Genomic DNA, 24,078 nt, shown 5'->3' with positions numbered 1-24,078 from the left:
GGCCGTCGGAAGGCCTAGAGACGCCCACTCCCATTTCGCAAGCAGCAGGACGATCACGGCGATGGCCGGCCATTCCAAATTCAAGAACATCATGCATCGCAAGGGCGCGCAGGATAAGAAGCGTTCGGCGCTCTTTTCCAAGCTCAGCCGCGAAATCACGGTGGCGGCGAAGATGGGCCTGCCCGATCCGGCGATGAACGCGCGCCTGCGCTCCGCCATCATCGCGGCCCGCGCGCAGTCGATGCCGAACGACAATATCAAGCGCTCGATCGATAAGGCGGCGGGCAGCGACGGCGCCAATTATGAAGAGGTCCGTTACGAGGGCTTCGGCCCGGCCGGCGTGTCGCTCATCATCGAGACGCTGACCGACAACCGCAACCGCACCGCCACCAACGTGCGCACCGCCGTCTCCAAGAATGGCGGCAATCTCGGCGCGGGCGGCTCGGTGAGCCATGGTTTCGACCGCATGGGCCTGATCTCCTACCCGGAGAAGGCGGGCGATGCCGAGAAGGTGTTCGAGGCCGCTCTGGAAGCCGGCGCCGAGGACGTCACCTCCGACGAGGGTCACGAGATCTGGACCGCGACCGATTCGCTCCACGAGGTCGCCAAGGCGCTCGAAGCGGTGCTCGGCGAGCCGGAGGGCGTGAAGCTCGCCTGGCGCCCGCAGAACCAGGTGACGCTCACCACCGTCGAGGAGGCCGCTCTGCTGATGAAGCTGATCGATACCCTCGAAGAGGATGACGACGTCCAGACCGTGTGGGGCAATTACGACGTGCCCGACGAGATCATGGAGAAGCTCGGTTGAGGCTGACGGGGTGCTGATCCTCGGGCTCGATCCGGGGCTTGGCACCACCGGCTGGGGGGTGATCGCCGCCGACGGCAATCGCCTCAGCCATGTCGCCAACGGGCAGATCCGCACCGAGGTGTCGATGCCGTTGCCGCGCCGCCTCGCGCTGCTGCATGGCGCGCTGATCGAGGTGATCCGCGCCCACCGGCCCGAAGGTGCGGCGGTGGAAGAGGTGCTCGGCAACTCCAATGCGCAATCGACGCTGAAGCTGGGGCAGGCGCGGGGAGTCGTGCTGCTGGCCGCCGCGCAGGCGGAGATCGTGATCGGGGAATATCATCCCTCGATCGTCAAGAAGGCGGTGGTCGGCACCGGCGGGGCGGACAAGAAGCAGGTGCAGGCGATGGTCTCGCGGCTGCTGCCCGGCGTGAAGCTCAGCGGCGCGGACGCCGCCGACGCGCTCGCCGTCGCCATCACCCACGCGCATCATGTGGCGAGCCAGCGCGCCATGCTGCGCCGCGTTTCGTGAGGACACAGGGGGCATGATGATCGCACGGCTGACCGGTGTGCTCGCCGAGGCAGGGGCCGACCATGGCGTGATCGACGTCAACGGCGTCGGCTATCTCGTGCAGCTTTCGGGCAAGACCTTGCAGGCGCTGGGCGGCGTCGGCTCGGAGGTGAAGATCCTCACCGACATGCAGGTGCGCGAGGATGCGATCACGCTGTTCGGCTTCGGCTCGACCACCGAGCGCGACTGGTTCCGCCTGCTGACCCAGGTGCAGGGCGTGGGCGGGCGGCTGGCGCTCGCCATCCTCTCGACGCTGGCGCCGGACGAGCTTTCCCGCGCGGTGGCGTCGGGCGACAAGGCGATGGTGGCGCGGGCCAACGGCGTCGGGCCGAAGCTGGCGCTGCGGATCGTGACCGAGCTCAAGGACAAGGCCGGTCCCGCGCTCGGCCCGGTCGGAACGGTTGCGGCGGCGCCCAAGGGCAGCGCCGTCAACGACGCGCTCTCCGCGCTCGGCAATCTCGGTTTCCGCCCGGCCGAGGCGTCTGCGGCGGTGGGCGCGGCGGCGGAGGAGCTGGGGGAGGGCGCCACGCTCGACGCGCTGGTCCGCCTTGCGCTGCGCAAGGCGTCCAAGGCTTGAGGGCGCGATTGAGCGATCCCTCTCGCAGGGCTACAGATCGGCGGCGGACAAGAGGGGGCTGATATGCGGATCGTCGGGCCGATGCTGGCCATCTTCTGCTGGGCGGGCATGGCGCAGGCCCAGACGCCGGCCTGCCCCGAGGCGCCGACGCTGTGGCGGGGGGCGGCCGACCTGCCCGCGGCGCATTCGCTCGCCGGCAATCCCAATCCGATGCTGACGCTCGCGGTGCCGGCGATCGCGGCGCTCGCCCCGGCCGAGGGGGTGAGCTTCGCCGCGCCGCTCGGCAAGCCGGTGGCGGCGGGCGACGAAGGCGGACTGCTCGTCTTCCATATCGCGCTGAGCGGCACCTATCGCGTCGCGCTCGGCGGCAAGGCGTGGATCGACGTGGTGCAGCGGGGCAAGTCGCTGCCGTCCGCCGCCCATGCCCATGGCGAACCCTGCTCGGGCATCGCCAAGCAGGTCGATTTCGCGCTCGCGCCGGGGGATTACATCCTCCAGCTCAGCGACAGCAAGGCCGGCCATATCCCGGTGCTGCTCACCCGGCTTCCCTGAGCGCTGGCGCGGCCGGCGTGGAACGGCTAGGGAACGGATCGACCATGAGCGAACCCGACCGCCTCCTCGCCGCCGAGCGCCGCCCCGAAGATATCGACGCCGCGCTGCGGCCCAAGACGCTCGACGATTTCGTCGGCCAGAAGGCGGCGCGCGAGAATCTCCGCGTCTTCATCGGCGCCGCCAGGGCGCGCGGCGAGGCGATGGACCATGTTCTGTTCTTCGGCCCTCCCGGCCTCGGCAAGACGACACTCGCCCAGATCGTCGCGCGCGAGCTGGGCGTGGGCTTCCGCGCCACCTCCGGCCCGGTGATCGCCAAGTCGGGCGATCTGGCCGCCCTGCTCACCAATCTGGAGGAGGGCGACGTCCTCTTCATCGACGAGATCCACCGCCTCGCGCCCGCCGTCGAGGAGGTGCTGTATCCAGCGATGGAGGATCGCGTCCTCGACCTGATGATCGGCGAAGGGCCGTCGGCGCGCTCGGTCCGTATCGAGCTGCCGCGCTTCACGCTGGTGGGCGCGACGACGCGGCAGGGGCTGCTGACGACGCCGCTGCGCGATCGCTTCGGCATCCCGGTGCGGCTGCAATTCTATACGGTCGAGGAGCTGGAGCTGGTCGTCTCGCGGGCCGCCCGGCTGCTGGCGCTCGATCTCGCGCGCGACGGGGCGACCGAAATCGCGCGCCGCTCGCGGGGCACGCCGCGTATCGCCGGGCGCCTGCTCCGCCGGGTGCGGGACTTCGCGCATATGGCGGGCGATCCGGTGGTGGACGCCCGCGTGGCGGATGCCGCCCTCACCCGGCTGGAGGTGGACGCGATCGGCCTCGACCTGATGGACCGGCGCTATCTGATGATGATCGCCGACGTCTATCGCGGCGGCCCGGTCGGCGTCGAGACGCTGGCCGCCGGCCTTTCCGAACCGCGCGACACGGTGGAGGAGGTGATCGAGCCCTATCTCATCCAGCTCGGCCTGCTTGCCCGCACGGCGCGGGGGCGCTGCCTGACGGGGCGGGCATGGACCCATCTCGGCCTGCCGATGCCGGCGGGCGCGCAGGACGGCCTGTTCGACTAACCCGCCTTCCGCCGGCCGAAGAGCAGCGCCAGCCCTATGCCCGTGCCGACGAAGCCGACCGCGAGGATCGGGAGGCCGTGGGGGATGTTCTTCGGGAAGATGCGGTCGATCAGGAAGGCGGACAGCAACAGATTGGCCGATCCCCACAGCACATTCTCCAGCGGCGAGGACATCCCGTTCCCGCGTGGCCGAGCCCACGGCGTGTAGAAGCGCTCGCCCTGCAAGCCGGCCAGCAGGTGCGGCAGGGCATTGCTGAGCAACATGCCGGCGAACAACAGCCCGAGATAGGCGATCATGTCAGTCCTCCAACGCGAACAGCGCCTCCACCGACTGGCCTAGCACGCGGGCGAGGCGCAGCGCGAGGATGGTGGAGGGGACGAACACGCCATTTTCCACCGTGTTGATCGTCTTGCGGCTGACGCCCGCGCGCTCGGCCAGCTCGGCCTGCGTCCAGCCGCGCCGGGCGCGCTCCTCGCGCAGGCGGTTGCTCAGGCCTTCAGCCATCGTGCATCGACGTCCGTTCCAGCGCGGCGAAGGCAATCAGCGCCGCCGAGATGCCGGCGGTCACGATCGAGAGGAGGGCGGTCTGCACGTCGATCGCCACCATGCGCACCAGCAGCGACAGGATCAGCGCGGAGGCGAGCGCCGCGAAGAAGCCGATCGACAGGCTCCGGGCGCGGTTGGCGCGGGTGCCCTCGTCCTCCATCAGCCGCCGCGTGCCGCGCGGCACCAGCCAGCCGCCGACGCCGGCGAGGTTGAGCAGCAGCAGCGTCGCCCACAGCACCCAGATCGCCGTGAAGGACCAGGAGCGCCGCGCCGGGAAATCCATCAGCGACACGAGGATGAACAGCCCGGCGGACAGGTAGAAGAGGATGGTGCGCTTGCGGCTCAGGCGTTCGGCCTTGTCGGCATCGGACATGCTCGCCTCTCATGTAACCTATAGGTGATTTGTAACCTATGGGTATCATGCTCGTCAAGCGGGCGGGGTTGCGCGGGCATGGCGAAGCGTTAGACCCCGCTCTCATGGTAAACCACGCCACCGATCTGCCGGCGAACGGGCGCTTCGTGGGGAGCGAGCATCGCTTTCCCCTGCGCGTCTATTTCGAGGACACGGATTTTTCGGGCGTCGTCTATCATGCCAATTATCTGCGCTATCTGGAGCGTGCCCGCTCCGACATGCTGCGCGCCGCAGGGATCGACCAGCGTGGCGCATATGAGGAGGGCCTGGGCGTTTACGCGATCGCCGATCTCGCTATCCGATATCGGCGCCCGGCGCGTCTGGATGACGACCTGCTCGTCGTCAGCCGGGTGATGGATACGAAGGCCGCTTCCTGCGTCATTCATCAGAGAGTCATGCGTGGGCATGTGTTGCTCACCGACGCGGAGGTCACCGCGGCGTTCCTTTCGCCGGAAGGAAGGCCGAGGCGGCAGCCGGACGCCTGGCTCGACATATTCCGCCGCCTCAAAGGGGATGAAGTAGCATCATGATTCCGCACCTGGCGACCGACGCCGCGACGATGTCGCCGCTCGCCCTCTTCCTCCAGGCCGATATCGTGGTGAAGGTCGTGATGATCGGCCTGCTCTGCGCCTCGGTGTGGACCTGGGGGATCATCGTCGGCCATGGCGTCCGGCTGAAGCGCATCAGCGCGAAGAACGCGAAGTTCGAGCGGGATTTCTGGGCCTCGCAGGATATCGACAATTTCTACACCGTGCATCGCAGCGACGATCTGCCTCTCGCCAGGGTGCTGGCGGCGGGCGTGAACGAGTGGCGCCGCTCGACCGCGGGCAAGAAGATCGACCGGGACGGCACGCGCGCGCGCCTCGCCACCACCATGGGGGCGGCGACCGGCGTCGAGGTGGATCGCCTGTCGGATCGGCTGAACATCCTTGCCACCATCGGCTCGGTGGCGCCCTTCGTCGGCCTGTTCGGCACGGTGTGGGGGATCATGCGCAGCTTCACTTCGATCGCGGCGCAGCAGAACACGTCGCTCGGCGTCGTCGCGCCCGGCATCGCCGAGGCGCTGTTCGCCACCGCGCTCGGCCTGTTCGCGGCGATCCCGGCGGTCATCGCCTATAATCGCCTGTCGCACGGCATCAACAAGATGGAGGCGCGCCTCCACCGCTTCGCCGACAATTTCCACGCGACGCTGAGCCGCGAGCTGGAAGCCGACTGATGGCGATGGGGCCGACGCCGAGCGGTGGCCGGGGCGGCCGCCGCACGCCGATGGCGGAGATCAACGTGACGCCGCTCGTCGACGTCATGCTGGTGCTGCTCATCATCTTCATGATTACCGCGCCGCTGCTGATGACCGGCGTGCCGATCCACCTGCCCGACAGCCGCGCCAAGGCGCTGGAGCAGCCCAAGAAGCCGATCCAGATCTCGATCGACGCGCAGGGGCAGGTGTTCGTCGACGACGATCAGGTGGACGACGCGGCGCTGCCCGACCGGCTCGCCCGGATCGCGGCGCAGGGGCCGGTCGGCGGCGAGCCCCAGCAGATATTCCTGCGCGCGGATCGCGGGATCGACTATGGCCGGGTGATGGCGGTGATGGGCGAACTCAATCGCGCCGGCCTCAACAAGGTCGCGCTGGTCTCCACGCCGGCCGACGAGCGCCGCTGAGCCATGGAACGGGCCGAACGCTATGGGCTGGGAGTGGCCGCGGCCGGGCATGTCGCCCTGTTCGTGGTGCTGTCGCTGAGCCTGTTCTCGGCGCGCATCCCGAAGCCGCCGGTCGCCGACACGATGGACGTGCAGCTTGTCGACAAGGTCGGGCTGACGTCGGCCGCGCCGAAGGTGTCGCAGGAAGCGCCGGCTCCGTCGGTCGCGCCGGAGCAGGGGCCGCCCGAGGAGGCCGCGCCGCCGCCACCCGCGCCGGCCCCCAAGGCCGAGCCCCGGCCGACCCCGCCGCCGCCCAAACCCGAACCCAAACCCGAGGTGAAGCCGGAGCCCAAGCCGAAGCCGGCGCCGGCCAAGCCCGAACCCAAGCCGAAGCCGGCGCCGGAGAAGCCGGCCAAGCCGACACCCCAGAAGCAGCCGCCGAGGAAGGCGGGCCTTTCCGCCGATTTCCTGAAGGATCTGCCCAAGGATACGCCGGGCAAGGCCAAGCCCAAGGGTTCGCGCCTCGGCGCCGATTTCCTGAAGGGCCTGTCGCCCGACAAGGCGCCGGGCAAGGCGACCGCGCCGCGCGCGGCGGCGGTGTCGGCGCAGTCGATGGCCGGGCTGGCGGCGCTGCTGCTCCAGCAGGTGAAGCCCTGCTACAATCCGCCGGCCGGTGGCGCCGACGCGGGGCAGATCGCGACCGTGCTCAATCTGCGCATGAACCGTGACGGCTCGGTCGCATCGGTCGAGATCGGCGAGCAGAGTGGCGTCAACGGGCAGAACCAGGCCTATGCCCGGCAGATGGCCGATGCGGCCCGCCGCGCCGTGCTGCGTTGTGCGCCATTCAAGCTGCCGCCCGAAATGTATCAGGGCGGCTGGGACGATTTCGGGTTCCGGTTCCGTCCATGACGGGCGCCGGCAGGAGGGAGATGAGCATGATGGTCCGTCGCATGATCGCCGCGATGCCGGCGCTGTTGCTGTCGAGCGCGGCGCTGGCGCAGGTGCCCGCCACGCAGGCCGCGCCCGGCGCGGGGCCGCAGCCTGGCCAGCGCCTGATCGTCGACGTGACGGGCGGCATCTCGCAGCCGATGCCGATCGCGATCCCCGCGATGCCGACGCCGGCCTCCGCCAAGACGCCCGCCGGCCAGACCGACGCGCTCGGCCGTCAGGTGGCGCAGATCGTCACCAACGACCTCAAGGGTTCGGGCCTGTTCAAGCCGGTGTCGGGCGATCATGCGGTGGCCTATCCGCAGGTGACGGCGCCCGACTATAACTACTGGACCACCACCGGCGCGTCGGCGCTGGTGCAGGGCTTCGTGCAGGCCAATGGCGACGGCACGCTGACGGTCGGCTGCTATCTCTACGACGTCTATCAGAAGCAGGAACTGACCCGGCAGGGCTTCGTCGTCTCGCCCGCCCAGTGGCGCCGCGCCGCGCACAAATGCGCCGACACGGTCTATACGCGGCTGACCGGCGAAGGCCCCTATTTCGACAGCCGCGTGGCTTACGTCTCCGAGACCGGCCCCAAGAATCACCGGACCAAGCGGCTGGCGATCATGGATCAGGATGGCGCCAACCACCACTTCCTGACCAACGGCCAGTCGATCGTGCTGACGCCGCGCTATTCGCCGAACCAGCAGTCGATCGTCTACATGTCCTACACGGGCAACCGGCCGCGCATCTACACCTACAACCTCAGCACCGGCCAGCAGAGGCTGGTGGTCGATTCGCCGAACATGACGCTTTCCCCGCGTTATTCGCCGGACGGGCGCTCGATCATCTATTCGCTCTCGGTCGGCGGCAACACGCAGATCTATCGCGTCTCGGCCAGCGGCGGCTCGCCGACGCGGCTCACCAACGCGCCCGGCATCAACACCGCGCCCTGCTATTCGCCGGACGGCAGCAAGATCGTGTTCGAGAGCGATCGCTCCGGCACGCAGCAGATCTACGTCATGAACGCCGACGGTTCGGGCCAGCATCGCATCAGCTTCGGATCGGGCCGCTATGCCACCCCGGTATGGAGCCCGCGCGGCGATCTCATCGCCTTCACCAAGCTTGGCGGCGGCTTCTCGGTGGGCGTGATGTCGCCCGACGGCAATGGCGAGAAGATCCTGACGCACGGCTGGCAGGACGAGGGGCCGAGCTGGTCGCCCAACGGCCGCGTCATCATGTTTTTCCGCACCGCGCAGGGTTCGGGCCGCGCCGATCTCTGGTCCGTGGACCTGACCGGCGTCAACGAACGGAAAATTCCCACCCCCCTCGATGGGTCCGATCCGGCCTGGTCACCGTTGTTGCCGTAACGATGGGCCGGGCTTGACCATCGCCGAAACCATCCTAAGCCTGAAAGGGCATAGGGGGCCGCCATTGAAAACCAAGGAGACTCCAAGATGACTGTGAAGACTGCCACGGTATTGACCGTTGCCGCGATGGTGGCGCTGGCGGGTTGCGCCAAGAAGAAGCCGGCCGAACTGCCGCCGCCCCCGCCCGCCTCGACCGCGCCGGAAACGGACACGGGCACGCAGGCCCCCGTCGGCAGCTCGATCATCCCGGGTTCGCGCGCTGACTTCCTCCAGCAGGTCGGCACCGACACCGTCCACTTCGGCACCGACAAGTCGGACGTCGACAGCGAGGCGCAGGGCATCCTGACCGCGCAGGCCAAGTGGCTGGTGGCGCATCCCGCCGTCCGCGTGACGCTCGAAGGCCATTGCGACGAGCGCGGCACGCGCGAGTACAACATCGCGCTCGGCGATCGTCGCGCCACCGCCGCCAAGAACTTCCTGGTGAGCCAGGGCGTGTCGGCCGATCGCATCAACACGATCAGCTACGGCAAGGAACGCCCGGTCGCGACCGGTTCGGACGAGAGCGCCTGGGCGCAGAACCGTCGCGCCGTCACGGTCGTGCCGCAATAAGCGGAACGCTCACCAACGGGGCATGGGGAAAGGGGCTGGCCGAAGGGCCGGCCCCTTTTTCGTCGAGCGGGCCTCAGCCATATTTCGGACGGGGCGGGACATGGCCGGCGAAGGCGTCGTCCAGCATCTTCGCAAGCCGCAGCCCGCCACGCAGAACCTGCTGACGCAGCACGGGAATGAGCTGCTGGATCGCCGCTTCGTCGAGCCCCGCGTCGGCGGGCCTGGTCGGCGGGCAGGCGGGGGCGTGGGTGGCGGTGGGGTAGACGGTGTCGCGAGCCAGCGCCCAGCTCTCCTTCGCCCAGTCGGTGACGGTGCCGGTCTGCATCGCGGCGCGGCTGGCGGGCGTGGTGCCGGCCAGCAGGCCCTTCGCATCGCCCGGCGGCGTCGAGATGGCGCGGTCGGCGAGCAGGCCGTCCCAGATGGAGTGGAGGTTGGTCCGCCCGGCCATCACGCCATAATGCGCGCGGACCTTGTTGCCGCCCTGATCGCCGTCGCGCTCGGCCGCATGGAGCGGCTGGTGCAGATCGCCGACGAAGTGGACCAGGAAGATCAGTGCCATCAGCCGCTCGCGCGGGTTGAGGTGCCTGTCCGCCAGCAGCCGCTGGTTGCGCTCGATCTGGGAGATCACGCAGTTGCCGCCGGCGCACGGCCCTTTGGGATCGAAGGGCCTGCACACGTCGATGTCGACGAAGTGCCAGTTGTACGCGTAGCTGAAGCGGTCGCCGAGCGTCTTCACGCAATCGGGCCAGACCGAGGCCTCCGCGATCGTCTTCGCGGGGCAGGTCGGCGTGTCGAGCAGCTTCGACTGGCGAAGCAGCGCGTCGATGCCGGCGCGGGTCTGCGGGTTCACCTCCAGATAGGCGATGCGGGCGACCGTCTCATGGCCATATTCCCACCAGGCGGCGGCGGGCGACAGCGGAAGCAGGAGCGCCACGATCGCGGCGAGCAGGAGTTGGAGGCGGTTCATCATCGTCTCGGGGCAGGAGGGTTGCCGCCCCCTGGCGAAGGCAGCGGCCCGCCAGCAGCGCGAAGACCGGATGCCATTTCCGCCGGGGAGCGACCGGGAACGGGCATTAGCGGCCCAGTCTCTCGGCAAGATTGCCGGATCGCAACATGACGCTTCAATCCTCGCCGTAGATCGCGACCTTGAGCGGGCGATCCCGGCCGACCACGCCGCGATACATGCCCGGCGTGTTGAACGCCCAGCGCGCCTCGCCCTGGGGCGTCACGGTGATGAAGCCGCCCTTGCCGCCGAGCGCGGTGAGTTCCTCCACCATCGCATCGGCGGTGGCGTCGAGCCCCGCGTCGGTCAGCCGCAGGCGGGCGCACAGCTCATGGGCGAGGCCGAGGCGGATATAATGCTCGCCCGAGCCGGTGCAGGAGATGGCGGCAGCCCGGTCGTCGGCATAGGTGCCCGCGCCGATCAGCGGCGAATCGCCGATTCGGCCCCAGCGCTTGGCGGTGAGCCCGCCGGTCGAGGTGGCGGCAGCGACATGGCCGGCCTCGTCCACCGCGACCGCGCCGACGGTGCCATACTTCATCGCCGAATCGAACGGCATGTCGGGATGGGCCTTGATCTCGTCGAGCTGGCGGCGGCGTTCGGGGGTGGCGAACCAGTCCTGCGTCGCCTGCTCCTGCCCGACATGGGCGGAGAAGGCATCGGCCCCGGCGGACGACAGCAGCACATGCGGGCTTTCCGTCATCACCGCGCGGGCGAGGCTGACCGGGTGGCGCGTCGCGGTGACGCCGGCGATGGCGCCGGCCTCGCGGCCCCGGCCGTCCATGATCGCGGCGTCGCACTCGATGCGGCCCTCCCAGGTGTAGACCGAGCCGCGCCCCGCGTTGAAATGCGGATCATCCTCCAGCACGCGCACCGCCGCTTCCACGGCATCGACCGCATCGCCGCCGTCGCGGAGAATCGCAGCTCCCGCTTCGAGCGCCGCCGTAAGGCCTTCGCGCGCGCCCTGATCCTCGGCATCGGTCAGCACGCCCGGACGCATCGAGCCCGCTCCGCCATGAATCATCAGGGTCCAGCCCACGCATTGCTCCTTCTTCATGTGCTGGCGCTTATCATCCTGCGCCGCAGCGCCTATAGAGGCTCTCGACCACAATCGCGAAGGCTTCCCATGTCCATTCGTCCGTGGCGCGACATCACGCGCCGCCAATCCCGTCAGATCATGGTGGGCAACGTCCCCGTCGGCGGCGACGCGCCCGTCACCGTGCAGACGATGACCAACACGCTCACCACCGATGTGAAGGGCACGATCGACCAGATCCGCCGTTGCGAGGAAGCGGGCGTCGACATCATCCGCGTCTCCTGCCCCGACGAGGAATCGACCGTCGCGCTCAAGCAGATCGTGCGCGCCGCCCGCGTGCCGATCGTCGCGGACATCCACTTCCACTATAAGCGCGCGCTTGAGGCGGCGGATGCGGGGGCGGCCTGCCTGCGCATCAATCCGGGCAATATCGGCTCGGCCGCGCGCGTGCAGGAGGTGGTGAACGCGGCCAAGGCCAATGGCTGCGCGATCCGCATCGGCGTGAACGGCGGCTCCCTCGAAAAGGATCTGCTGGAGAAGTACGGCGAGCCTTGCCCCGAGGCGCTGGTCGAATCCGCGCTCGATCATATCAAGCTGCTCCAGGACGCCGACTTCCACGAATATAAGGTGGCGGTGAAGGCGTCGGACCAGTTCCTCGCGGTGGCCGCTTATCAGCAGCTCGCCGAGGTGGTGGACTGCCCGCTGCATCTCGGCATCACCGAGGCCGGCGGGCTCATCGCCGGCACCGTGAAGAGCGCGATCGGCATCGGCTCGCTGCTGTGGTTCGGCATCGGCGACACGATCCGCGTCTCGCTCTCGGCCGAGCCCGAGGAAGAGGTCCGCGTCGGCTACGAGATCCTGAAGGCGCTCGGCATCCGCACCCGCGGCGTGCGCGTCGTCTCCTGCCCGTCCTGCGCGCGGCAGGGCTTCGATGTGATCCGCACCGTCGAGAAGCTGGAGGATCGCCTCAAGCATATCTCGACCCCGCTCTCGCTCTCGGTGCTGGGCTGCGTGGTGAACGGCCCCGGCGAAGCGCGCGAGACCGACATCGGCGTCACCGGCGGCGGCAACGGCAAGCATATGATCTATCTGTCGGGCGTCACCGATCACACGATCGACGATGATGCGATGGTCGATCATGTCGTGAAGCTGGTCGAGGCCAAGGCGGCCGAGATGGAGGCGGCGAAGGCGGCGGCCGAGGTGCAGGCGGCCGAGTGAGCGCGCCTGCCGGATCGTTGGTGGCGGCGGTGATGGCGTGAGCGTCACCGTCCGCACCGCCCGCCCCGGCGACGAGGCGGAAATCCTCCGCATGATCCGCGCGCTCGCCGCCTTCGAGCGCGAGCCCGATGCCGTCGATGCGACGGAGGCGATGATCGGCCGCGCACTGTTCGCGGACAGCGCCCATGTCCACGCGCATCTCGCCGAGCGGGATGGGCGGGCCGTGGGCCTTGCGCTCTGGTTCCTCAATTACTCCACCTGGACGGGGAAGCCCGGCCTCTATCTGGAAGACCTGTTCGTCGATCCGTCCGAGCGTCGTTCCGGCGTCGCCCGCGCGCTGATGACGGCGCTGGCGCGGGAAGCGAGGGCGCGGGGCTGCGCGCGGATGGACTGGGCGGTGCTCGACTGGAACGAGGAGGCGATGCGCTTCTACCGCCGCATCGGCGCGCGCCGCTCCGAAGGCTGGCAGCCGTGGCGGCTGGAGGCGGACGGCATCGCCCGGCTCGCGGCAGGGGACGCCTAGCTTCCGCCGCCCAGCACGTTGATCGTGAAGGCCAGCACGCCGAGATTGAACACGAACGCCGCGAGGCAGTGGAGCGTCGTGATCCGGCGCATCTGCGTGGTGGTGAGCGCGGTGTCGGATGTCTGGAAGGTCATCCCCAGCGTGAAGCTGAAATAGATGAAGTCCCAATAATTGGGCTCTTTGGTCTCCGGGAAATCCAGCCCACCGCTGTCCTCCCTGGTGCCGTCCTCGTCGGTATCGGACTGGACGTAGAAGACATGCGCATAATGCAGCGCATAGACCATGTTCGAGAAGAGCCACGCCAGCGACAGGGTGGCGATGATGAGCGCCACCGCCGCGGGCCGGGGCGCGGCCTTCTCCAGCAGTTCGGAAAACACCGCCACCAGCACCACCAGCGAGACCGCGACGCTGATCGTCAGCAGCAGCGCGCGGTTGGCGTCGTTGTGCGCGGCATGGACACGCATCTCGTCGGCGTGCGGCGTCTGGAGCAAGCGCCAGAGCGAGAGCAGGAACACCGCCGCGGCGCAATCGAAGGCGAGCATCGTGCCGTGCCGCCAGCCGATCGTGCTCCCCAGCAGCGGGATGCCCGCCGCCAGCAGGAGGAGGAAGACGAGAAAGCGCACCGGCGCGACGCGGTTGCCGAGATCGAGCTTCATGGCCATGAGGCGGAGGATAGCGCGCCGAACCGGAAAGGCGCGCGAAATATGCTCAAACCGGAAGGGCAAGCGAAATGGCGTGGATCTGGCTGCTGCTGGGCGGATTGGGGGAGGTGGGCTTCACCACCTGCCTGCGCTTCGTCGACGGCTTCCGCAATGTCGGCTGGACGCTGGGCTTCCTCGCCTCGGTGACGCTCAGCATGGGGCTGCTGGAGCTGGCCTCGCGCTCGATCCCGATGGGGACGGCCTATGCGGTGTGGGGCGGCATCGGCGCGCTCGGCACGGTGGCGGTGGGCATCCTCTTCTTCGAGGAGCCGCTGGGCGCGGCGCGGTTGCTGCTGATCGTCGGGCTTGTCGGCTGCATCGCCGGGCTCAAGCTGGTGAGCCATTGAGGAAAGCCCCTCCCGCGATCCGCGCGGGAGGGGCCTCCGTCGCGCTTACTTCTTCGGTTCGAGCAGCTTGTCGAGGCCGGCCTCGCCCTTCGCCACCTTCACCAGCGTCGGATAGCGCAGGCCGCCGTTCCACTGGACGACGGCGTCGCGATATTCCGAGCCCTGCTTGACCAGCAGATGGATCGGCTGGGTGCCGCCCTTGGCCGCGGTAATGACGCTCTTGAGCAGATCCTTGTCATAGGCGCGGCCATCGACGGCGACGAGCTTGGAGCCCGTGGTGATGCCCGCCTTGAACGCCGGGCTCCCCCAGAACACGCTGCTGATCGCCCCGTCCTTGCCGAGCGTGAGGCCGATCGAATAGCTGTAGTCGGAAACCCCGCGCTCCTTTTCGCGGGATTTCCAATAGCCGGTCGGCGTATCCTGATAGTCGAGCCTGTAGCCGCCGCGCGCGATCCAGCCGAGCGTCGCCTCGGGCTTCACGGCATTGATGCGCTCGTTGAGGAAGGTCGCCCAGTCATAGGGCATGACCGAGTTCAACGCCGCGACGACATCGTCGAAGCGATAGGTCAGCACGCCCCAGTCGCGATCCCTCATGCCGAAGAAGGTGCGGGCGAAATCGTCGAGCGACTTCTTGCCGCCGGTCTTCTCGCGGATGAGCTGGTCGGCATCGAGCCACACCAGCTTGCCGGCCTCATAATAATCCTCGGACCATTGATAGCTGGTCCAGGCCTTGGGGCGGCGCTGCGAGATGCTCGGATCGTTGGTGGTGTCCTCGACCGTGCGCCACGCCTTGGCGGGGGTGTTCTGGTAATAGGCCGCCGTCGAGGCGAGGGCGTCGAGCGTCTCCTGCTTGGTGGCGAGGCCCGAGCGCGCCTGGAGGATGTAGCCCCAATATTGGGTCTGGCCCTCATAGACCCAGAGCAGCGTGTCCTGCATCGGCGTGCGATAGTCGGGCGTCCACAGGTCGGCCGGGCGGCGATACTTGCCGTTCCAGCTATGCGTGAACTCGTGTGGCAGCAGGTTGCGGGCGGCGACGCTCGAATCCCAATCGGTGAAATAGTCGGCGTCGGTGCCGTCCTCGGACGAGCGATGGTGTTCCAGGCCCTCGCCGCCGAGATTGTCGGAGAGCGTGAACAGGAAATCGTAATGGTCGTAATGCTGCGCGCCGAACAGCTTCACGGCCTGATCGACCAGGCGCTTGTGCGCGGCGAGCTGCTCGGGCGTGGCCTTGAGCTGGTCGGGGCGGTCGGCGGCGATGTCGAGCTTCACCCCCGGCGCCAGCTCGTGGCTCACCATGTTGCGGCCGGCGATCGCGGGCGAATCGACCAGCGTCTCGAAATCCACCACCGGATAGGTGACGGTGTCGCCCGACAGGCCCGGCGCCAGCGCGGTCGCGGACTTCCAGCCCTTCGGATAGGCGACGCTCGCCTCGAACGGGATCTGGCGGACGAAATAGCCGGCCGGATAGAGCGCGACGCAATCCCACTGGAGGCTCAGCATGTCGGGCGTCGCGACGATGCGGCCCTGATTGCCGGTGGTCGGCGAGAGATACTGGAAGCTGGCGGTGATTTCCCTGGCGCCCGCCGGAACGTCGATGTGGAAGGCGTACACGTCGATGGTGTCGCGCACCCAGGGCAGGGTCTTGCCGTCGGCGGTGATGACGAGGCCCGCGATCTTGGAGATCTGGCCGGTCGGGCTGTGGTTGCCGGGCAGCCATTTGGGGAAGAGCAGGGTCTGCTTGCCGGCTTCCGCCACGGGAATGACTTCCTTCACCGTGAAGATGCCACGCGTCACGTCGGTGGCGTCGACCGCGAGCTTGATCGTGCCGCCGGGATAGGGAACATCCTTGGGCGCGGGGATCGTGTCGTTGATCGCGATCGGCTGCGGAAAGCTGTTGGTGGCGGGCTGCACGGCGTGGGCCGGGGCGAGGCCGAGGAACAGCGCGATCGGTGCGGCGCCGGCGAGCGCGCGGGCGAACTTGGTCATCGAACGGGAAACTCCCTGTCAGAAATCTGCCGCAGAGCGATGCCGCGCCCGGATGAAAAGGTCCAGACGGCGCAAGAATATTTCAGATATTTCACGACTGTCCGATTGCCGGCGCCCCAACGAAAAGCGGGCCGGAAGCGCTGTCCGCGCCCCGGCCCGCCCTGTGTGCGTCGATCGGACGATCGGATCAGAGGTGCTTGGCGCCCGCGTCGTCGCCGGTCTCTTCCTTGGCCTTCTTGGCGGCCTCGATCGCCTCGATGATGATCTGGCGCGCTTCCTCGGCATCGCCCCAGGTGCCGATGCGCACCCACTTCTGTTTTTCCAGATCCTTGTAGTGGGTGAAGAAATGCTCGATCTGCTGCATCACGATCTCGGGCAGATCGCCCTTCTCGCCGACTTCGTTGTAATAAGGGAAGGTCTTGTTGTCGGGGACGGTGATGAGCTTTTCGTCGCCGCCGGCCTCGTCTTCCAGGCGCAGCACCGCGATCGGGCGGACGCGCACCACGCTGCCCGGCACGAAGGGCGAGCGCGCGATGACCAGCGCATCGAGCGGATCGCCGTCCGGCGACAGCGTGTGCGGCACGAAGCCGTAGTTGGCGGGATAGCGCATCGGCGTGTGCAGGATGCGATCGACGAAGAGCGCGCCCGACTTCTTGTCGAACTCGTACTTCACCGGCTCGCCGCCGACGGGCACCTCGATGATGACGTTAAGCTCGTGCGGCGGGTTCGCGCCAACGGGGATGAGATCGATGTTCATAGCGGCTGCGAAATAGCCCCCGCGCGATTATGCCTCAAGCCGCCTTGTGCGCGTGCGAAGTATATTTTCGGATGGCCTGTTTTCCATTAGGGACCGGCCCCCATGAGCCGATCCGACACTCCCCAGCGCATTCGTGGCACCCAGGATCTCTTCGGGGAGGCCGCGCGCCGCCATCATGCCGTGGTCTCGGCCTTCGACCGGGTGCGGGGTCTGTACGGCTTCCAGCGCGTCGAAATCCCGATCTTCGAGGCGACGGCCGTGTTCGCCCGCTCGATCGGCGAGACCACCGATGTGGTCTCCAAGGAGATGTACACGTTCGAGGATCGCGGCGGGGATTCGCTGACGCTGCGCCCGGAGTTCACGGCGGGCCTGAGCCGTGCCTATCTCACCGAGGGCTGGCAGCAGTTCGTGCCGCTGAAGCTCGCGACGCATGGCCCCGTGTTCCGTTACGAGCGCCCGCAAAAGGGCCGTTATCGCCAGTTCCACCAGATCGACGCCGAGATCATCGGCGCGGCCGAGCCGCAGGCGGATGTCGAGCTGCTGGTGATGGCCGACCAGCTTCTCCGTGAGCTGGGCATCGCCGACGGCGTGACGCTCCAGCTCAACACGCTGGGCGACGCCGAGACGCGCGATGCGTGGCGGGCGGCGCTGGTCGCGCATTTCGAGGCGCATCGGGGTGAGCTTTCCGAGGACAGCCTCGTCCGCCTCGACAAGAATCCGCTGCGCATCCTCGATTCCAAAGACCCGCGCGACCGCCCGATCGCGGACGCGGCGCCGGGCATCGACGCGCATATGTCGAGCGAGGCGGGTGCCTTCTTCGAGGCCGTCACCAAGGGGCTCGACGCGGCGGGCGTCGCCTGGACGCGCAATGCTCGGCTGGTGCGCGGACTCGATTATTATCGCCACACCGCTTTCGAGTTCGTCACCGATCGGCTCGGCGCGCAGGGCACGGTGCTGGCCGGCGGCCGCTATGATGGCCTGATCGAATCGCTCGGCGGCCCGGCTACCCCGGCGGTCGGCTGGGCGGCGGGCATCGAGCGGCTCGGGATGTTGATCGACGAGCCGGCGAAGCCGACCATCGATGTCGCCGTGGTGCCGATGGGCGCCGCGGCCGAGGCGGCGGCGGGCGGCGTGATCGCCACGCTGCGCCGCGCCGGCGTCGCCTGCGACATGGCATACAAGGGCAATATGAAGAAGCGGATGCAGAAGGCCGATGCGGCCGGCGCGCGCTTCGCGGTCATTCTCGGCGAGGATGAACTGGCGCGCGGCGAGGCCTCGGTGAAGCGGCTCGCGACCGGCGAGCAGGCCGCCGTGCCGCTCGATCGCATCGCTGCCTGGATCGGGGTGGAGACCGCCGCCTGATGGTTTCGATCACGTCCGAGCGCATCGCCGCGATCGAGGCGCGGCACCATGAGCTTCAGTCGGCGATGGCGCGCGCCGATCTGCCGGCCGACCAGTTCGTCCGCCTCTCGCGCGATTATGCCGAGCTTGAGCCGGTGGCCGTCGCCGCCGCCGAGGTTCGCCGGCTGCGCGCGGAGCTGGGCGTGCTCGGCAACATGGCGGAAGATCCTGACGCCGACATCCGTGCCATGGCGGCCGAGGAGATGGAACTGCTCCGCACCCGCCTGCCCGATGCGGAGCGGCACCTCGCGATCAGCCTGCTCCCCAAGGACGCGGCGGACGAACGCTCGGCCATCCTCGAAATCCGCGCCGGCACCGGCGGCGACGAGGCGGCCTTGTTCGCGGGCGACCTGTTCCGCATGTACCAGCGCTATGCCGATACGCAGGGCTGGCGCGTCGAGCTGATGTCGGCGAGCGCGGCCGAGATGGGCGGCTTCAAGGAAGTGGTCGCCAGCGTCACCGGGCAGGGCGTGTTCGCCAAGCTCAAGTTCGAGAGCGGCGTCCATCGTGTCCAGCGCGTGCCCGTCACCGAGAGCGGCGGGCGCATCCACACCTCGGCGGCGACGGTGGCCGTGCTGCCCGAGGCGGAGGAAGTCGACGTGAAGATCGACGAGAAGGATCTGCGCATCGACGTGTTCCGCTCGTCCGGCCCCGGTGGCCAGTCGGTCAACACCACGGACTCGGCGGTGCGCATCACCCACCTGCCGACCGGCCTCGTCGTCAGCCAGCAGGACGAGAAATCGCAGCACAAGAACAAGGCGAAGGCCATGAAGGTGCTGCGCGCGCGCCTCTATGAGCTGGAGCGCGAGCGGCTGGCCTCGGCGCGGGCGGGCGCGCGCAAGTCGATGGTCGGCTCGGGCGATCGTTCGGAGCGCATCCGCACCTACAACTTCCCGCAGGGGCGCGTGACCGACCACCGCATCAACCTGACGCTCCATCGCCTGCCCGAAATCCTCGAAGGCCAGATGGACGAGCTGCTCGGCGCGCTGATCGCGGAGGATGAGGCGAGCCGCCTCGCCGCGCTCGACGATGCCGCCTGACGTGCGGGCGGCGCTGGCGGAGGCTGCCGCCCGCCTCGCCGATCGCTCGGAGACGCCGCGCCTCGACGCCGAGCTGCTGATGGCGCACGCGCTGGGCGTGAGCCGCGAGGCGCTGCTGCTCGGCGGGCTCGACCGGCCGGCGCCCGAAGGTTTCGTGGCATTGCTGGAACGGCGCGTGGGCGGCGAGCCGCTCGCTTATATCACGGGCACACGCGCCTTCTGGACGATCGACCTCGCGGTGGCGCCCGGCGTGCTGATCCCGCGCCCCGACAGCGAGACGCTGATCGAGGCGGCGGTCGATCATTTCCGCGGTACGGCGGGGCCGAAGCGCGTGCTCGATCTCGGCACGGGATCGGGGGCGCTGCTGCTCGCCGCGCTCGCCGAATGGCCGGAGGCGTCGGGCGTCGGCATCGATCGATCTTCGGCGGCGCTCGCCATCGCGTCGGCCAATGCCGAGGCGCTCGACATGGCGGGACGTGCGCGGATGATCGAGGGCGGCTGGGCCGGCACCGGCGAGGCGTTCGACCTCATCCTCTGCAACCCGCCTTATATCGGGACAGACGAGCTCCTTCCCCGCGACGTGATCGAGCATGAGCCGCACTCGGCGTTGTTCGCGGGCGCCGACGGGCTCGACGATTATCGCGCCATTGCCCCGCTGCTTCGCGCGCAGCTCGCGCCGGGCGGGGCCGCCTGCATCGAGATCGGCGCGACGCAGGGGGCTGCCGTCTCGGCACTGGTCGCGGCCGAAGGGCTTGCCACGCGGGTCCGCTCCGATCTTGCCGGGCGGGACCGTTGCATCATTGCGACGCATTGAAGCGCATATTCCACTTGGTTTTGCGGTTGCGGCACACTACATGAGGAGCAGGAACGGGGGCCACTCAGCATCGGAACATCGTGTTCGAACGCTGCGGCCCCATGCCGAAACCGATGGCCTGCCGCTCCGCATGGCGGGGCAGCGACGCGGAATGGAGCATGTGATCTTCCACATGCTCGAGGCCGGCGCGCAGATCATGGACGGCGCCTGCGAATCGTCCGGGAGGGCCGGGCGAATGCCGGACGCGACCGGCGGGAGTGGTGACTAGGACCACCAGGAACGAGGACTCGGAAACGTTGATCAACAATCGGCAGAACGGCCGTCGCCGTGGCCGCGGCGGCGCGCAGGTGCGAGGCCCCGGCGGTAATGGCTCCGATCGAGGCAACCGGATCGACAACCGGGCGCGCGGCAACGCGGCCCAACTGCATGAGAAATATCGCAATCTCGCGCGGGACGCCCAGACTCAGGGCGATCGCGTGATGACCGAATATTATCTCCAGTTCGCGGACCATTATTTCCGCGTCCTCAACGAGAATCGCGCCCGGTTCGAGGATCAGAACCCGCACCAGAACCAGCAGCGCCGCCCGCGCTTCGAGAATGACGAGTTCGAGGAAGGCGGCGACGAGGGCGAGGGCGGCGAGGAAGCGGCCGAGTCCGAGCAGCCCCGCCGCGAGGAGCGTGAGCCGCGCCGTCAGGAGCGTCAGGGCCAGGATCGCCAGGATCGCGAACCGCGCCGCCGCGAGCGCGAGCCGGTGGCCGCCGAGGCCGAGGCTCCCCGCGAGGAGGTGAGCGAGGACGAGGGCGATCGCCGTCCGCGCCGTGGCCGCCGCCCGCGTCGTGCCGAGGGTGAGGCGCAGGCCGAGGGCGCTCCGCAGCGCATCGAGATCGACCGTCTGCCGCCGGCCTTCGGTTCGTCGGACGATGAGGGCGCCAACGGCCATGCCGCCGCTCCGGCCGAAGGCGATGCCGGTGACGAGCCCGCGCCGCGCCGTCGTCGCACCCGCCGCGTCGCGACGCCGAACGAGGACAGCCCGGTCGCGGCCTGATCCGCCACCGGTCTGACGGAAACAGGAAGGGCGCCGTTCCGCTGGGATGGCGCCCTTTCCTTTTCGGGGTTCAGTGCCGCTTGTCGAACGGGTCGGCCGCATCCTCGTCATGGCCTGTCCCCGAGGACAGGAAGGCGAGGCTCATCAGCCCGGTGCCGACCATCACGGTCAGGAACACGCCCAGCGAGGTGGCGATCACCATATGCACCGGCACGGGCGATTCGCCGGTCTTGAAGTAGATCAGCGCCACCGCCACGCAGGCCAGCGCGAGCAGCGTCATCCACCGCATGATCCGCCAATAGCGAGCCCAGGCATGGGGATTGGCGATCCGGCGCCGCGGCGTTGGGTCGGGTTTCGGCATGGCTTCCATTTGGCCTCCGGTCATGGAATCATCAACCCGGCCGGAGCGGTCCAGCCCGGCCTAAAAAGAGGAGGCCGGCATGACGATCGCTGCGATTCTCCAATCGAGGAACGGGGAGGTGATCTCCGTCGATCCAGACATGCCGGTGAGCGCGGTCGTGAAGCTGCTCGCGGAACGGCGTATCGGTGCGGTGCCCGTGATTCAGGGCGGGCGTGTCCTCGGAATCTTCTCCGAACGCGACGTGATCTACAGGCTGGGCGCGGAAGGGCCGGCCACGCTGGATCGCAAGGTCGGCGAGGTGATGACGGCCCCCGCGCTCACGGTCGAGCGCAGCGCGCGGATTCTGTCCGCCCTCGCGCTGATGACGCAGCGGCGCATCCGCCATCTGCCGGTGGTGGAGGATGGGGCGATGGTCGGCTTCGTGTCGATCGGCGATCTCGTGAAGCAGCGCATCGACCGGATCGAGGCGGAAGCCGAGGCGATGCGCCTCTACATCGCGGGGAATTGAGCGCGCGGGTCGGCGGCCGTCAGGCGGCCGCCGGCTGGCTCCGGCCGCGCACCATGGCGAGCGCCTGCGTCACGAGGGACCGGGCGACGAGCAGAATGAGCGCCGCATAGGCCGCCACGCCGGCCGGAACGAGGATCGCCAGCCGCATGGGCGGCGCCATCGCCGGCAGCAGCCGGTCCACGCCGGTCACCACCAGCCCCATGCCCAGGGCCGCGACCAGAGGCGGCCAGATCGCGCCGCCGAGCCGCCGCCAGCTCAGCCCGATCACGGGCAGCGACAGGCTGCTCGACACCAGCACCAGCAGCGGCGTCGCCACCACCCAGGCCGCCGCCATGCCGAGTGGCCCGTAATACACGCCGACCGCGAAGGCGGCTGGCAGCAACAGCGCGCCCGCGCCTGACGAGATCGCCCCGATGCGCGGCTTGCCCAGCGCATTGGTGGCCGGCGGATAGAGGATGTGCAGCGTCACGAACGGCATGGCGAAGGCGAGCAGCCGCACCAGCGGCACCACCTCGGCCCATCGCGGCCCCATCGCAGTCAGCACCAGGGGCTCGGCGGTGGCGGCCAGCCCGACATAGCAGGGCAGCGCCACCAGCATGATGAGCCCGAGCGCGCGGGAGAAGCTCCACGCGACCGCGCCCTTGTCCGCCTGCATCCGCGCATAAGCGGGGAAGGCGACGTCGTTCAGCGCGGGCACGAATTTGTTGACGAGGATCTGGGTGAGGAAAAGCCCCTCGGAATAGAGCCCGAGCATATGGGCGTCGAAGCGGCGCCCGGCGATGAAGACGTCGGCCTGGTTCTGCACGAACCACAGGATGTCGCTCACCAGCACGGTGCCGCCATAGCCGAGCGTCGCGCCCGCGCCCGAGAGGCTGAAGCGGGGCCATACCCACCAACGTCCGAGAATGCCGAGCAGCAGCGCCCGCGTGGTGAAGAGCGCGAGCGGCGCCAGCACCAGCGTCCACACGCCGAGCCCCGCCAGCGCGCAGGCCGGCGCGGTGATCGCCCCCGCCAGTGCCGCCAGCAGATTGGCGCGCCCCTGCGTGCGGAAATCGATATTCCGGCTGAGCAGCGCCTGCGGCATGATGATGAACGGCGTCGTGATGTGCAGCAGGCTCTGCACGCGCAGCAGCGCCACCAGCATGGGCTGATGGAAATAGTCGGCAGCCAGCGGGGCGGCGAGGAACTGCGCGGCCGCGATCGATCCGTTCATCAGGATCAGCACGCCGAACACCTGGCCCACGCGCTCCTCGTCGAGCCTTTCGCTCTGCACCAGCGAGGCGGCGAAGCTGAAGCCGTTCATGAGCTGGGCGAGAGCGAGGACGAACTGCGTCATCGCGAACAGGCCATAGTCCGCGGGCGTGAGCAGGCGGAGCACGAGGAAGGTCGAGCTCCACATCACGAGCTGGCCGATGATCTGGCTGCCGGAGCGCCAGAGCACCGCGCTGCGGATGCGGGCGGCCATTCCCGCATCCGATCCCGTCCGTTCCTCATCCTCACGAATCGCAGGCACTCGATTCCCCCACCTCGAACCGGCTGCTTGTGCCGTGCAGGCGTTAAAGAATCGCCGGTTTTCGCGGTGTTGCAAGCGTACCGAAACAATTTTGCAAAATGGTGTTGACGCCAGCGATGAGTGGGCATAGACAGCGCCTCGTCAACGGCGCTTCGCCACTTGGTGCGGCGCGGTTTACCGCGACATTGATGCCTGGTTTGCCCTTCTCTGCAGAGGGAGGGGGAGATTGGCGTCGGCGGTATCTTTCTCATTGTTGGTTGGATGAAGGGACATGTGGGCGGCGGCTCCGGTCTTTGCGAACCTCTAGGTCGCGAAGTATCGGTAAAGCTTAAGTCGTTCACTGTCTCGATATGCATACACACTTGTATATTGTGCAGGAACGGCTCCTGGAGATGCTGTTATTGCCGTGACGTTTTCCCGTTGCGGTGGTGATGGACATGAACATGAGAGTTTGATTCTGGCTCAGAACGAACGCTGGCGGCATGCCTAACACATGCAAGTCGAACGATGCTTTCGGGCATAGTGGCGCACGGGTGCGTAACGCGTGGGAATCTGCCTTGGGGTACGGAATAACTCAGAGAAATTTGAGCTAATACCGTATGATGTCTTCGGACCAAAGATTTATCGCCCTGAGATGAGCCCGCGTTGGATTAGCTAGTTGGTGGGGTAAAGGCCCACCAAGGCGACGATCCATAGCTGGTCTGAGAGGATGATCAGCCACACTGGGACTGAGACACGGCCCAGACTCCTACGGGAGGCAGCAGTGGGGAA

29 protein-coding genes and 1 rRNA gene are annotated in these 24,078 nt (G+C 68.3%); 20 read left to right on the top strand and 10 right to left on the bottom strand.

Annotated elements, in window-relative coordinates; translation table 11 throughout:
- Positions 1 to 61: 61 nt before the first annotated feature.
- From FHS98_RS13940 to ruvB, 5 genes are all read left to right on the top strand, one after another.
- Entirely contained in the window at positions 62 to 805 is a 744-nt protein-coding gene (locus FHS98_RS13940; protein ID WP_167106196.1) for a YebC/PmpR family DNA-binding transcriptional regulator, read from the top strand.
- A gap of 10 nt (positions 806 to 815) precedes the next feature.
- Entirely contained in the window at positions 816 to 1,313 is a 498-nt protein-coding gene (gene ruvC, locus FHS98_RS13935) for a crossover junction endodeoxyribonuclease RuvC (RefSeq protein ID WP_167106193.1), read from the top strand.
- Between the two features lie 16 nt (positions 1,314 to 1,329).
- Positions 1,330 to 1,929: a Holliday junction branch migration protein RuvA gene (gene ruvA / locus FHS98_RS13930; RefSeq protein WP_167106781.1), complete on the top strand. Its 600-nt coding sequence runs from the start codon at positions 1,330 to 1,332 to the stop codon at positions 1,927 to 1,929.
- Positions 1,930 to 1,992: 63 nt separating this feature from the next.
- Positions 1,993 to 2,481 carry a homogentisate 1,2-dioxygenase gene (locus FHS98_RS13925; protein WP_167106189.1) on the top strand — a complete coding sequence of 163 codons (489 nt, stop codon included), beginning with the start codon at positions 1,993 to 1,995 and terminating at the stop codon, positions 2,479 to 2,481.
- Between the two features lie 44 nt (positions 2,482 to 2,525).
- Positions 2,526 to 3,548: a Holliday junction branch migration DNA helicase RuvB gene (ruvB, locus tag FHS98_RS13920; RefSeq protein ID WP_167106186.1), complete on the top strand. Its 1,023-nt coding sequence runs from the start codon at positions 2,526 to 2,528 to the stop codon at positions 3,546 to 3,548.
- Here the strand turns inward: ruvB and FHS98_RS13915 are convergent.
- Genes FHS98_RS13915 through FHS98_RS13905 form a run of 3 tightly spaced genes read right to left on the bottom strand, consistent with a single transcriptional unit; the run spans position 3,545 to position 4,467 of the window.
- Positions 3,545 to 3,844 carry a hypothetical protein gene (locus FHS98_RS13915; protein ID WP_167106183.1) on the bottom strand — a complete coding sequence of 100 codons (300 nt, stop codon included), beginning with the start codon at positions 3,842 to 3,844 and terminating at the stop codon, positions 3,545 to 3,547. The two genes, ruvB and FHS98_RS13915, sit on opposite strands and share 4 nt — an antisense overlap.
- Position 3,845: 1 nt before the next feature.
- Complete coding sequence (locus FHS98_RS13910; RefSeq protein ID WP_167106180.1) at positions 3,846 to 4,052, bottom strand: helix-turn-helix transcriptional regulator; 207 nt, start codon at positions 4,050 to 4,052, stop codon at positions 3,846 to 3,848.
- Positions 4,045 to 4,467, bottom strand: a complete 423-nt coding sequence (locus FHS98_RS13905) for a hypothetical protein (protein ID WP_167106177.1) — start codon at positions 4,465 to 4,467, stop codon at positions 4,045 to 4,047. Before FHS98_RS13905 ends, FHS98_RS13910 begins: the two co-directional genes overlap by 8 nt.
- Before the next feature lie 104 nt (positions 4,468 to 4,571).
- On the opposite strand from FHS98_RS13905, the gene FHS98_RS13900 reads away from it, so the two are divergent.
- The 6 genes from FHS98_RS13900 to pal all read left to right on the top strand — a co-directional run bounded on the left by FHS98_RS13900 (position 4,572) and on the right by pal (position 9,056).
- On the top strand, positions 4,572 to 5,036 hold the full coding sequence (locus FHS98_RS13900) for a YbgC/FadM family acyl-CoA thioesterase (RefSeq protein WP_167106778.1): 465 nt from the start codon (positions 4,572 to 4,574) through the stop codon (positions 5,034 to 5,036).
- Positions 5,033 to 5,722: a protein TolQ gene (gene tolQ / locus FHS98_RS13895; protein ID WP_167106174.1), complete on the top strand. Its 690-nt coding sequence runs from the start codon at positions 5,033 to 5,035 to the stop codon at positions 5,720 to 5,722. The genes FHS98_RS13900 and tolQ overlap by 4 nt, the downstream gene beginning before the upstream one ends.
- Positions 5,722 to 6,168 (top strand): protein TolR, encoded by a 447-nt coding sequence (tolR, locus tag FHS98_RS13890; RefSeq protein WP_167106171.1) that lies wholly within the window; start codon positions 5,722 to 5,724, stop codon positions 6,166 to 6,168. Before tolQ ends, tolR begins: the two co-directional genes overlap by 1 nt.
- 3 nt (positions 6,169 to 6,171) lie before the next feature.
- Complete coding sequence (locus FHS98_RS13885; protein WP_167106168.1) at positions 6,172 to 7,056, top strand: TonB C-terminal domain-containing protein; 885 nt, start codon at positions 6,172 to 6,174, stop codon at positions 7,054 to 7,056.
- A gap of 53 nt (positions 7,057 to 7,109) precedes the next feature.
- Positions 7,110 to 8,447 carry a Tol-Pal system beta propeller repeat protein TolB gene (gene tolB / locus FHS98_RS13880; protein WP_425057349.1) on the top strand — a complete coding sequence of 446 codons (1,338 nt, stop codon included), beginning with the start codon at positions 7,110 to 7,112 and terminating at the stop codon, positions 8,445 to 8,447.
- An 87-nt stretch (positions 8,448 to 8,534) separates the two neighbouring features.
- Positions 8,535 to 9,056 carry a peptidoglycan-associated lipoprotein Pal gene (gene pal / locus FHS98_RS13875; RefSeq protein ID WP_167106162.1) on the top strand — a complete coding sequence of 174 codons (522 nt, stop codon included), beginning with the start codon at positions 8,535 to 8,537 and terminating at the stop codon, positions 9,054 to 9,056.
- Between the two features lie 73 nt (positions 9,057 to 9,129).
- Here the strand turns inward: pal and FHS98_RS13870 are convergent, their stop codons facing one another.
- Together FHS98_RS13870 and FHS98_RS13865 are read right to left on the bottom strand one after the other, a co-directional pair.
- Positions 9,130 to 10,023 carry a S1/P1 nuclease gene (locus FHS98_RS13870; RefSeq protein ID WP_167106774.1) on the bottom strand — a complete coding sequence of 298 codons (894 nt, stop codon included), beginning with the start codon at positions 10,021 to 10,023 and terminating at the stop codon, positions 9,130 to 9,132.
- A gap of 154 nt (positions 10,024 to 10,177) precedes the next feature.
- Positions 10,178 to 11,095 carry an isoaspartyl peptidase/L-asparaginase gene (locus FHS98_RS13865; protein ID WP_167106159.1) on the bottom strand — a complete coding sequence of 306 codons (918 nt, stop codon included), beginning with the start codon at positions 11,093 to 11,095 and terminating at the stop codon, positions 10,178 to 10,180.
- 87 nt (positions 11,096 to 11,182) lie between these two features.
- On the opposite strand from FHS98_RS13865, the gene ispG reads away from it, so the two are divergent.
- Entirely contained in the window at positions 11,183 to 12,310 is a 1,128-nt protein-coding gene (ispG, locus tag FHS98_RS13860) for a flavodoxin-dependent (E)-4-hydroxy-3-methylbut-2-enyl-diphosphate synthase (RefSeq protein WP_019834522.1), read from the top strand.
- A gap of 37 nt (positions 12,311 to 12,347) precedes the next feature.
- Entirely contained in the window at positions 12,348 to 12,833 is a 486-nt protein-coding gene (locus FHS98_RS13855; RefSeq protein WP_341786070.1) for a GNAT family N-acetyltransferase, read from the top strand.
- On the opposite strand, the gene FHS98_RS13850 is transcribed toward FHS98_RS13855, so the two are convergent.
- Positions 12,830 to 13,495 carry a DUF1345 domain-containing protein gene (locus tag FHS98_RS13850; RefSeq protein ID WP_167106156.1) on the bottom strand — a complete coding sequence of 222 codons (666 nt, stop codon included), beginning with the start codon at positions 13,493 to 13,495 and terminating at the stop codon, positions 12,830 to 12,832. The genes FHS98_RS13855 and FHS98_RS13850 overlap by 4 nt on opposite strands.
- 68 nt (positions 13,496 to 13,563) lie before the next feature.
- On the opposite strand from FHS98_RS13850, the gene FHS98_RS13845 reads away from it, so the two are divergent.
- Positions 13,564 to 13,881, top strand: a complete 318-nt coding sequence (locus FHS98_RS13845) for a DMT family transporter (RefSeq protein ID WP_167106153.1) — start codon at positions 13,564 to 13,566, stop codon at positions 13,879 to 13,881.
- Between the two features lie 45 nt (positions 13,882 to 13,926).
- Here the strand turns inward: FHS98_RS13845 and FHS98_RS13840 are convergent, their stop codons facing one another.
- Complete coding sequence (locus tag FHS98_RS13840) at positions 13,927 to 15,867, bottom strand: M61 family metallopeptidase (RefSeq protein ID WP_167106150.1); 1,941 nt, start codon at positions 15,865 to 15,867, stop codon at positions 13,927 to 13,929.
- A gap of 187 nt (positions 15,868 to 16,054) precedes the next feature.
- On the bottom strand, positions 16,055 to 16,624 hold the full coding sequence (gene ppa, locus FHS98_RS13835) for an inorganic diphosphatase (RefSeq protein WP_167106147.1): 570 nt from the start codon (positions 16,622 to 16,624) through the stop codon (positions 16,055 to 16,057).
- Positions 16,625 to 16,726: 102 nt separating this feature from the next.
- On the opposite strand from ppa, the gene hisS reads away from it, so the two are divergent.
- From hisS to FHS98_RS13815, 4 genes are all read left to right on the top strand, one after another.
- The gene (gene hisS, locus FHS98_RS13830; protein ID WP_167106144.1) at positions 16,727 to 17,986 is read left to right on the top strand and encodes a histidine--tRNA ligase; all 1,260 of its coding nucleotides are present in this window, start codon (positions 16,727 to 16,729) and stop codon (positions 17,984 to 17,986) included.
- Positions 17,986 to 19,065, top strand: a complete 1,080-nt coding sequence (prfA, locus tag FHS98_RS13825) for a peptide chain release factor 1 (protein ID WP_167106141.1) — start codon at positions 17,986 to 17,988, stop codon at positions 19,063 to 19,065. Before hisS ends, prfA begins: the two co-directional genes overlap by 1 nt.
- Positions 19,055 to 19,879 carry a peptide chain release factor N(5)-glutamine methyltransferase gene (gene prmC / locus FHS98_RS13820; protein ID WP_167106138.1) on the top strand — a complete coding sequence of 275 codons (825 nt, stop codon included), beginning with the start codon at positions 19,055 to 19,057 and terminating at the stop codon, positions 19,877 to 19,879. The genes prfA and prmC overlap by 11 nt, the downstream gene beginning before the upstream one ends.
- Positions 19,880 to 20,175: 296 nt before the next feature.
- Positions 20,176 to 20,925 carry a DUF4167 domain-containing protein gene (locus FHS98_RS13815; protein WP_167106135.1) on the top strand — a complete coding sequence of 250 codons (750 nt, stop codon included), beginning with the start codon at positions 20,176 to 20,178 and terminating at the stop codon, positions 20,923 to 20,925.
- A 70-nt stretch (positions 20,926 to 20,995) separates the two neighbouring features.
- On the opposite strand, the gene FHS98_RS13810 is transcribed toward FHS98_RS13815, so the two are convergent.
- Positions 20,996 to 21,295, bottom strand: coding sequence for a hypothetical protein (locus FHS98_RS13810; RefSeq protein WP_167106132.1), 300 nt, complete (start codon positions 21,293 to 21,295; stop codon positions 20,996 to 20,998).
- A gap of 70 nt (positions 21,296 to 21,365) precedes the next feature.
- On the opposite strand from FHS98_RS13810, the gene FHS98_RS13805 reads away from it, so the two are divergent.
- Positions 21,366 to 21,794: a CBS domain-containing protein gene (locus FHS98_RS13805; RefSeq protein ID WP_167106129.1), complete on the top strand. Its 429-nt coding sequence runs from the start codon at positions 21,366 to 21,368 to the stop codon at positions 21,792 to 21,794.
- A gap of 19 nt (positions 21,795 to 21,813) precedes the next feature.
- Here the strand turns inward: FHS98_RS13805 and FHS98_RS13800 are convergent, their stop codons facing one another.
- Positions 21,814 to 23,259 (bottom strand): lipopolysaccharide biosynthesis protein, encoded by a 1,446-nt coding sequence (locus FHS98_RS13800; RefSeq protein ID WP_167106126.1) that lies wholly within the window; start codon positions 23,257 to 23,259, stop codon positions 21,814 to 21,816.
- 487 nt (positions 23,260 to 23,746) lie between these two features.
- Between FHS98_RS13800 and FHS98_RS13795 the strand changes: the two genes are divergently transcribed.
- Positions 23,747 to 24,078: ribosomal RNA gene (locus FHS98_RS13795) — 16S ribosomal RNA — on the top strand; the annotation flags it as partial.

Origin of the sequence: Sphingomonas oligoaromativorans (genome assembly GCF_011762195.1) — a bacterium.
In the GTDB taxonomy this organism is placed as follows: Bacteria; Pseudomonadota; Alphaproteobacteria; order Sphingomonadales; family Sphingomonadaceae; genus Solisphingomonas; species Solisphingomonas oligoaromativorans.
The sequence above is the reverse complement of the archived record's forward strand: the minus strand, read 5'-3'. Positions and strand labels throughout refer to the sequence as shown.

Bases quoted from the DNA above. Each gene is read 5' to 3' on its own strand.
- FHS98_RS13940 (WP_167106196.1), top strand. From the start codon at position 62: ATGGCCGGCCATTCCAAATTCAAGAACATCATGCATCGCAAGGGCGCG.
- ruvA (WP_167106781.1), top strand. From the start codon at position 1,330: ATGATCGCACGGCTGACCGGTGTGCTCGCCGAGGCAGGGGCCGACCAT.
- FHS98_RS13925 (WP_167106189.1), top strand. From the start codon at position 1,993: ATGCGGATCGTCGGGCCGATGCTGGCCATCTTCTGCTGGGCGGGCATG.
- ruvB (WP_167106186.1), top strand. From the start codon at position 2,526: ATGAGCGAACCCGACCGCCTCCTCGCCGCCGAGCGCCGCCCCGAAGAT.
- FHS98_RS13915 (WP_167106183.1), bottom strand. From the start codon at position 3,844: ATGATCGCCTATCTCGGGCTGTTGTTCGCCGGCATGTTGCTCAGCAAT.
- FHS98_RS13910 (WP_167106180.1), bottom strand. From the start codon at position 4,052: ATGGCTGAAGGCCTGAGCAACCGCCTGCGCGAGGAGCGCGCCCGGCGC.
- FHS98_RS13905 (WP_167106177.1), bottom strand. From the start codon at position 4,467: ATGTCCGATGCCGACAAGGCCGAACGCCTGAGCCGCAAGCGCACCATC.
- FHS98_RS13900 (WP_167106778.1), top strand. From the start codon at position 4,572: ATGGTAAACCACGCCACCGATCTGCCGGCGAACGGGCGCTTCGTGGGG.
- tolQ (WP_167106174.1), top strand. From the start codon at position 5,033: ATGATTCCGCACCTGGCGACCGACGCCGCGACGATGTCGCCGCTCGCC.
- tolR (WP_167106171.1), top strand. From the start codon at position 5,722: ATGGCGATGGGGCCGACGCCGAGCGGTGGCCGGGGCGGCCGCCGCACG.
- FHS98_RS13885 (WP_167106168.1), top strand. From the start codon at position 6,172: ATGGAACGGGCCGAACGCTATGGGCTGGGAGTGGCCGCGGCCGGGCAT.
- tolB (WP_425057349.1), top strand. From the start codon at position 7,110: ATGCCGGCGCTGTTGCTGTCGAGCGCGGCGCTGGCGCAGGTGCCCGCC.
- pal (WP_167106162.1), top strand. From the start codon at position 8,535: ATGACTGTGAAGACTGCCACGGTATTGACCGTTGCCGCGATGGTGGCG.
- FHS98_RS13870 (WP_167106774.1), bottom strand. From the start codon at position 10,023: ATGAACCGCCTCCAACTCCTGCTCGCCGCGATCGTGGCGCTCCTGCTT.
- ispG (WP_019834522.1), top strand. From the start codon at position 11,183: ATGTCCATTCGTCCGTGGCGCGACATCACGCGCCGCCAATCCCGTCAG.
- FHS98_RS13850 (WP_167106156.1), bottom strand. From the start codon at position 13,495: ATGGCCATGAAGCTCGATCTCGGCAACCGCGTCGCGCCGGTGCGCTTT.
- FHS98_RS13845 (WP_167106153.1), top strand. From the start codon at position 13,564: ATGGCGTGGATCTGGCTGCTGCTGGGCGGATTGGGGGAGGTGGGCTTC.
- FHS98_RS13840 (WP_167106150.1), bottom strand. From the start codon at position 15,867: ATGACCAAGTTCGCCCGCGCGCTCGCCGGCGCCGCACCGATCGCGCTG.
- ppa (WP_167106147.1), bottom strand. From the start codon at position 16,624: ATGAACATCGATCTCATCCCCGTTGGCGCGAACCCGCCGCACGAGCTT.
- hisS (WP_167106144.1), top strand. From the start codon at position 16,727: ATGAGCCGATCCGACACTCCCCAGCGCATTCGTGGCACCCAGGATCTC.
- prfA (WP_167106141.1), top strand. From the start codon at position 17,986: ATGGTTTCGATCACGTCCGAGCGCATCGCCGCGATCGAGGCGCGGCAC.
- prmC (WP_167106138.1), top strand. From the start codon at position 19,055: ATGCCGCCTGACGTGCGGGCGGCGCTGGCGGAGGCTGCCGCCCGCCTC.
- FHS98_RS13810 (WP_167106132.1), bottom strand. From the start codon at position 21,295: ATGGAAGCCATGCCGAAACCCGACCCAACGCCGCGGCGCCGGATCGCC.
- FHS98_RS13805 (WP_167106129.1), top strand. From the start codon at position 21,366: ATGACGATCGCTGCGATTCTCCAATCGAGGAACGGGGAGGTGATCTCC.
- FHS98_RS13800 (WP_167106126.1), bottom strand. From the start codon at position 23,259: ATGGCCGCCCGCATCCGCAGCGCGGTGCTCTGGCGCTCCGGCAGCCAG.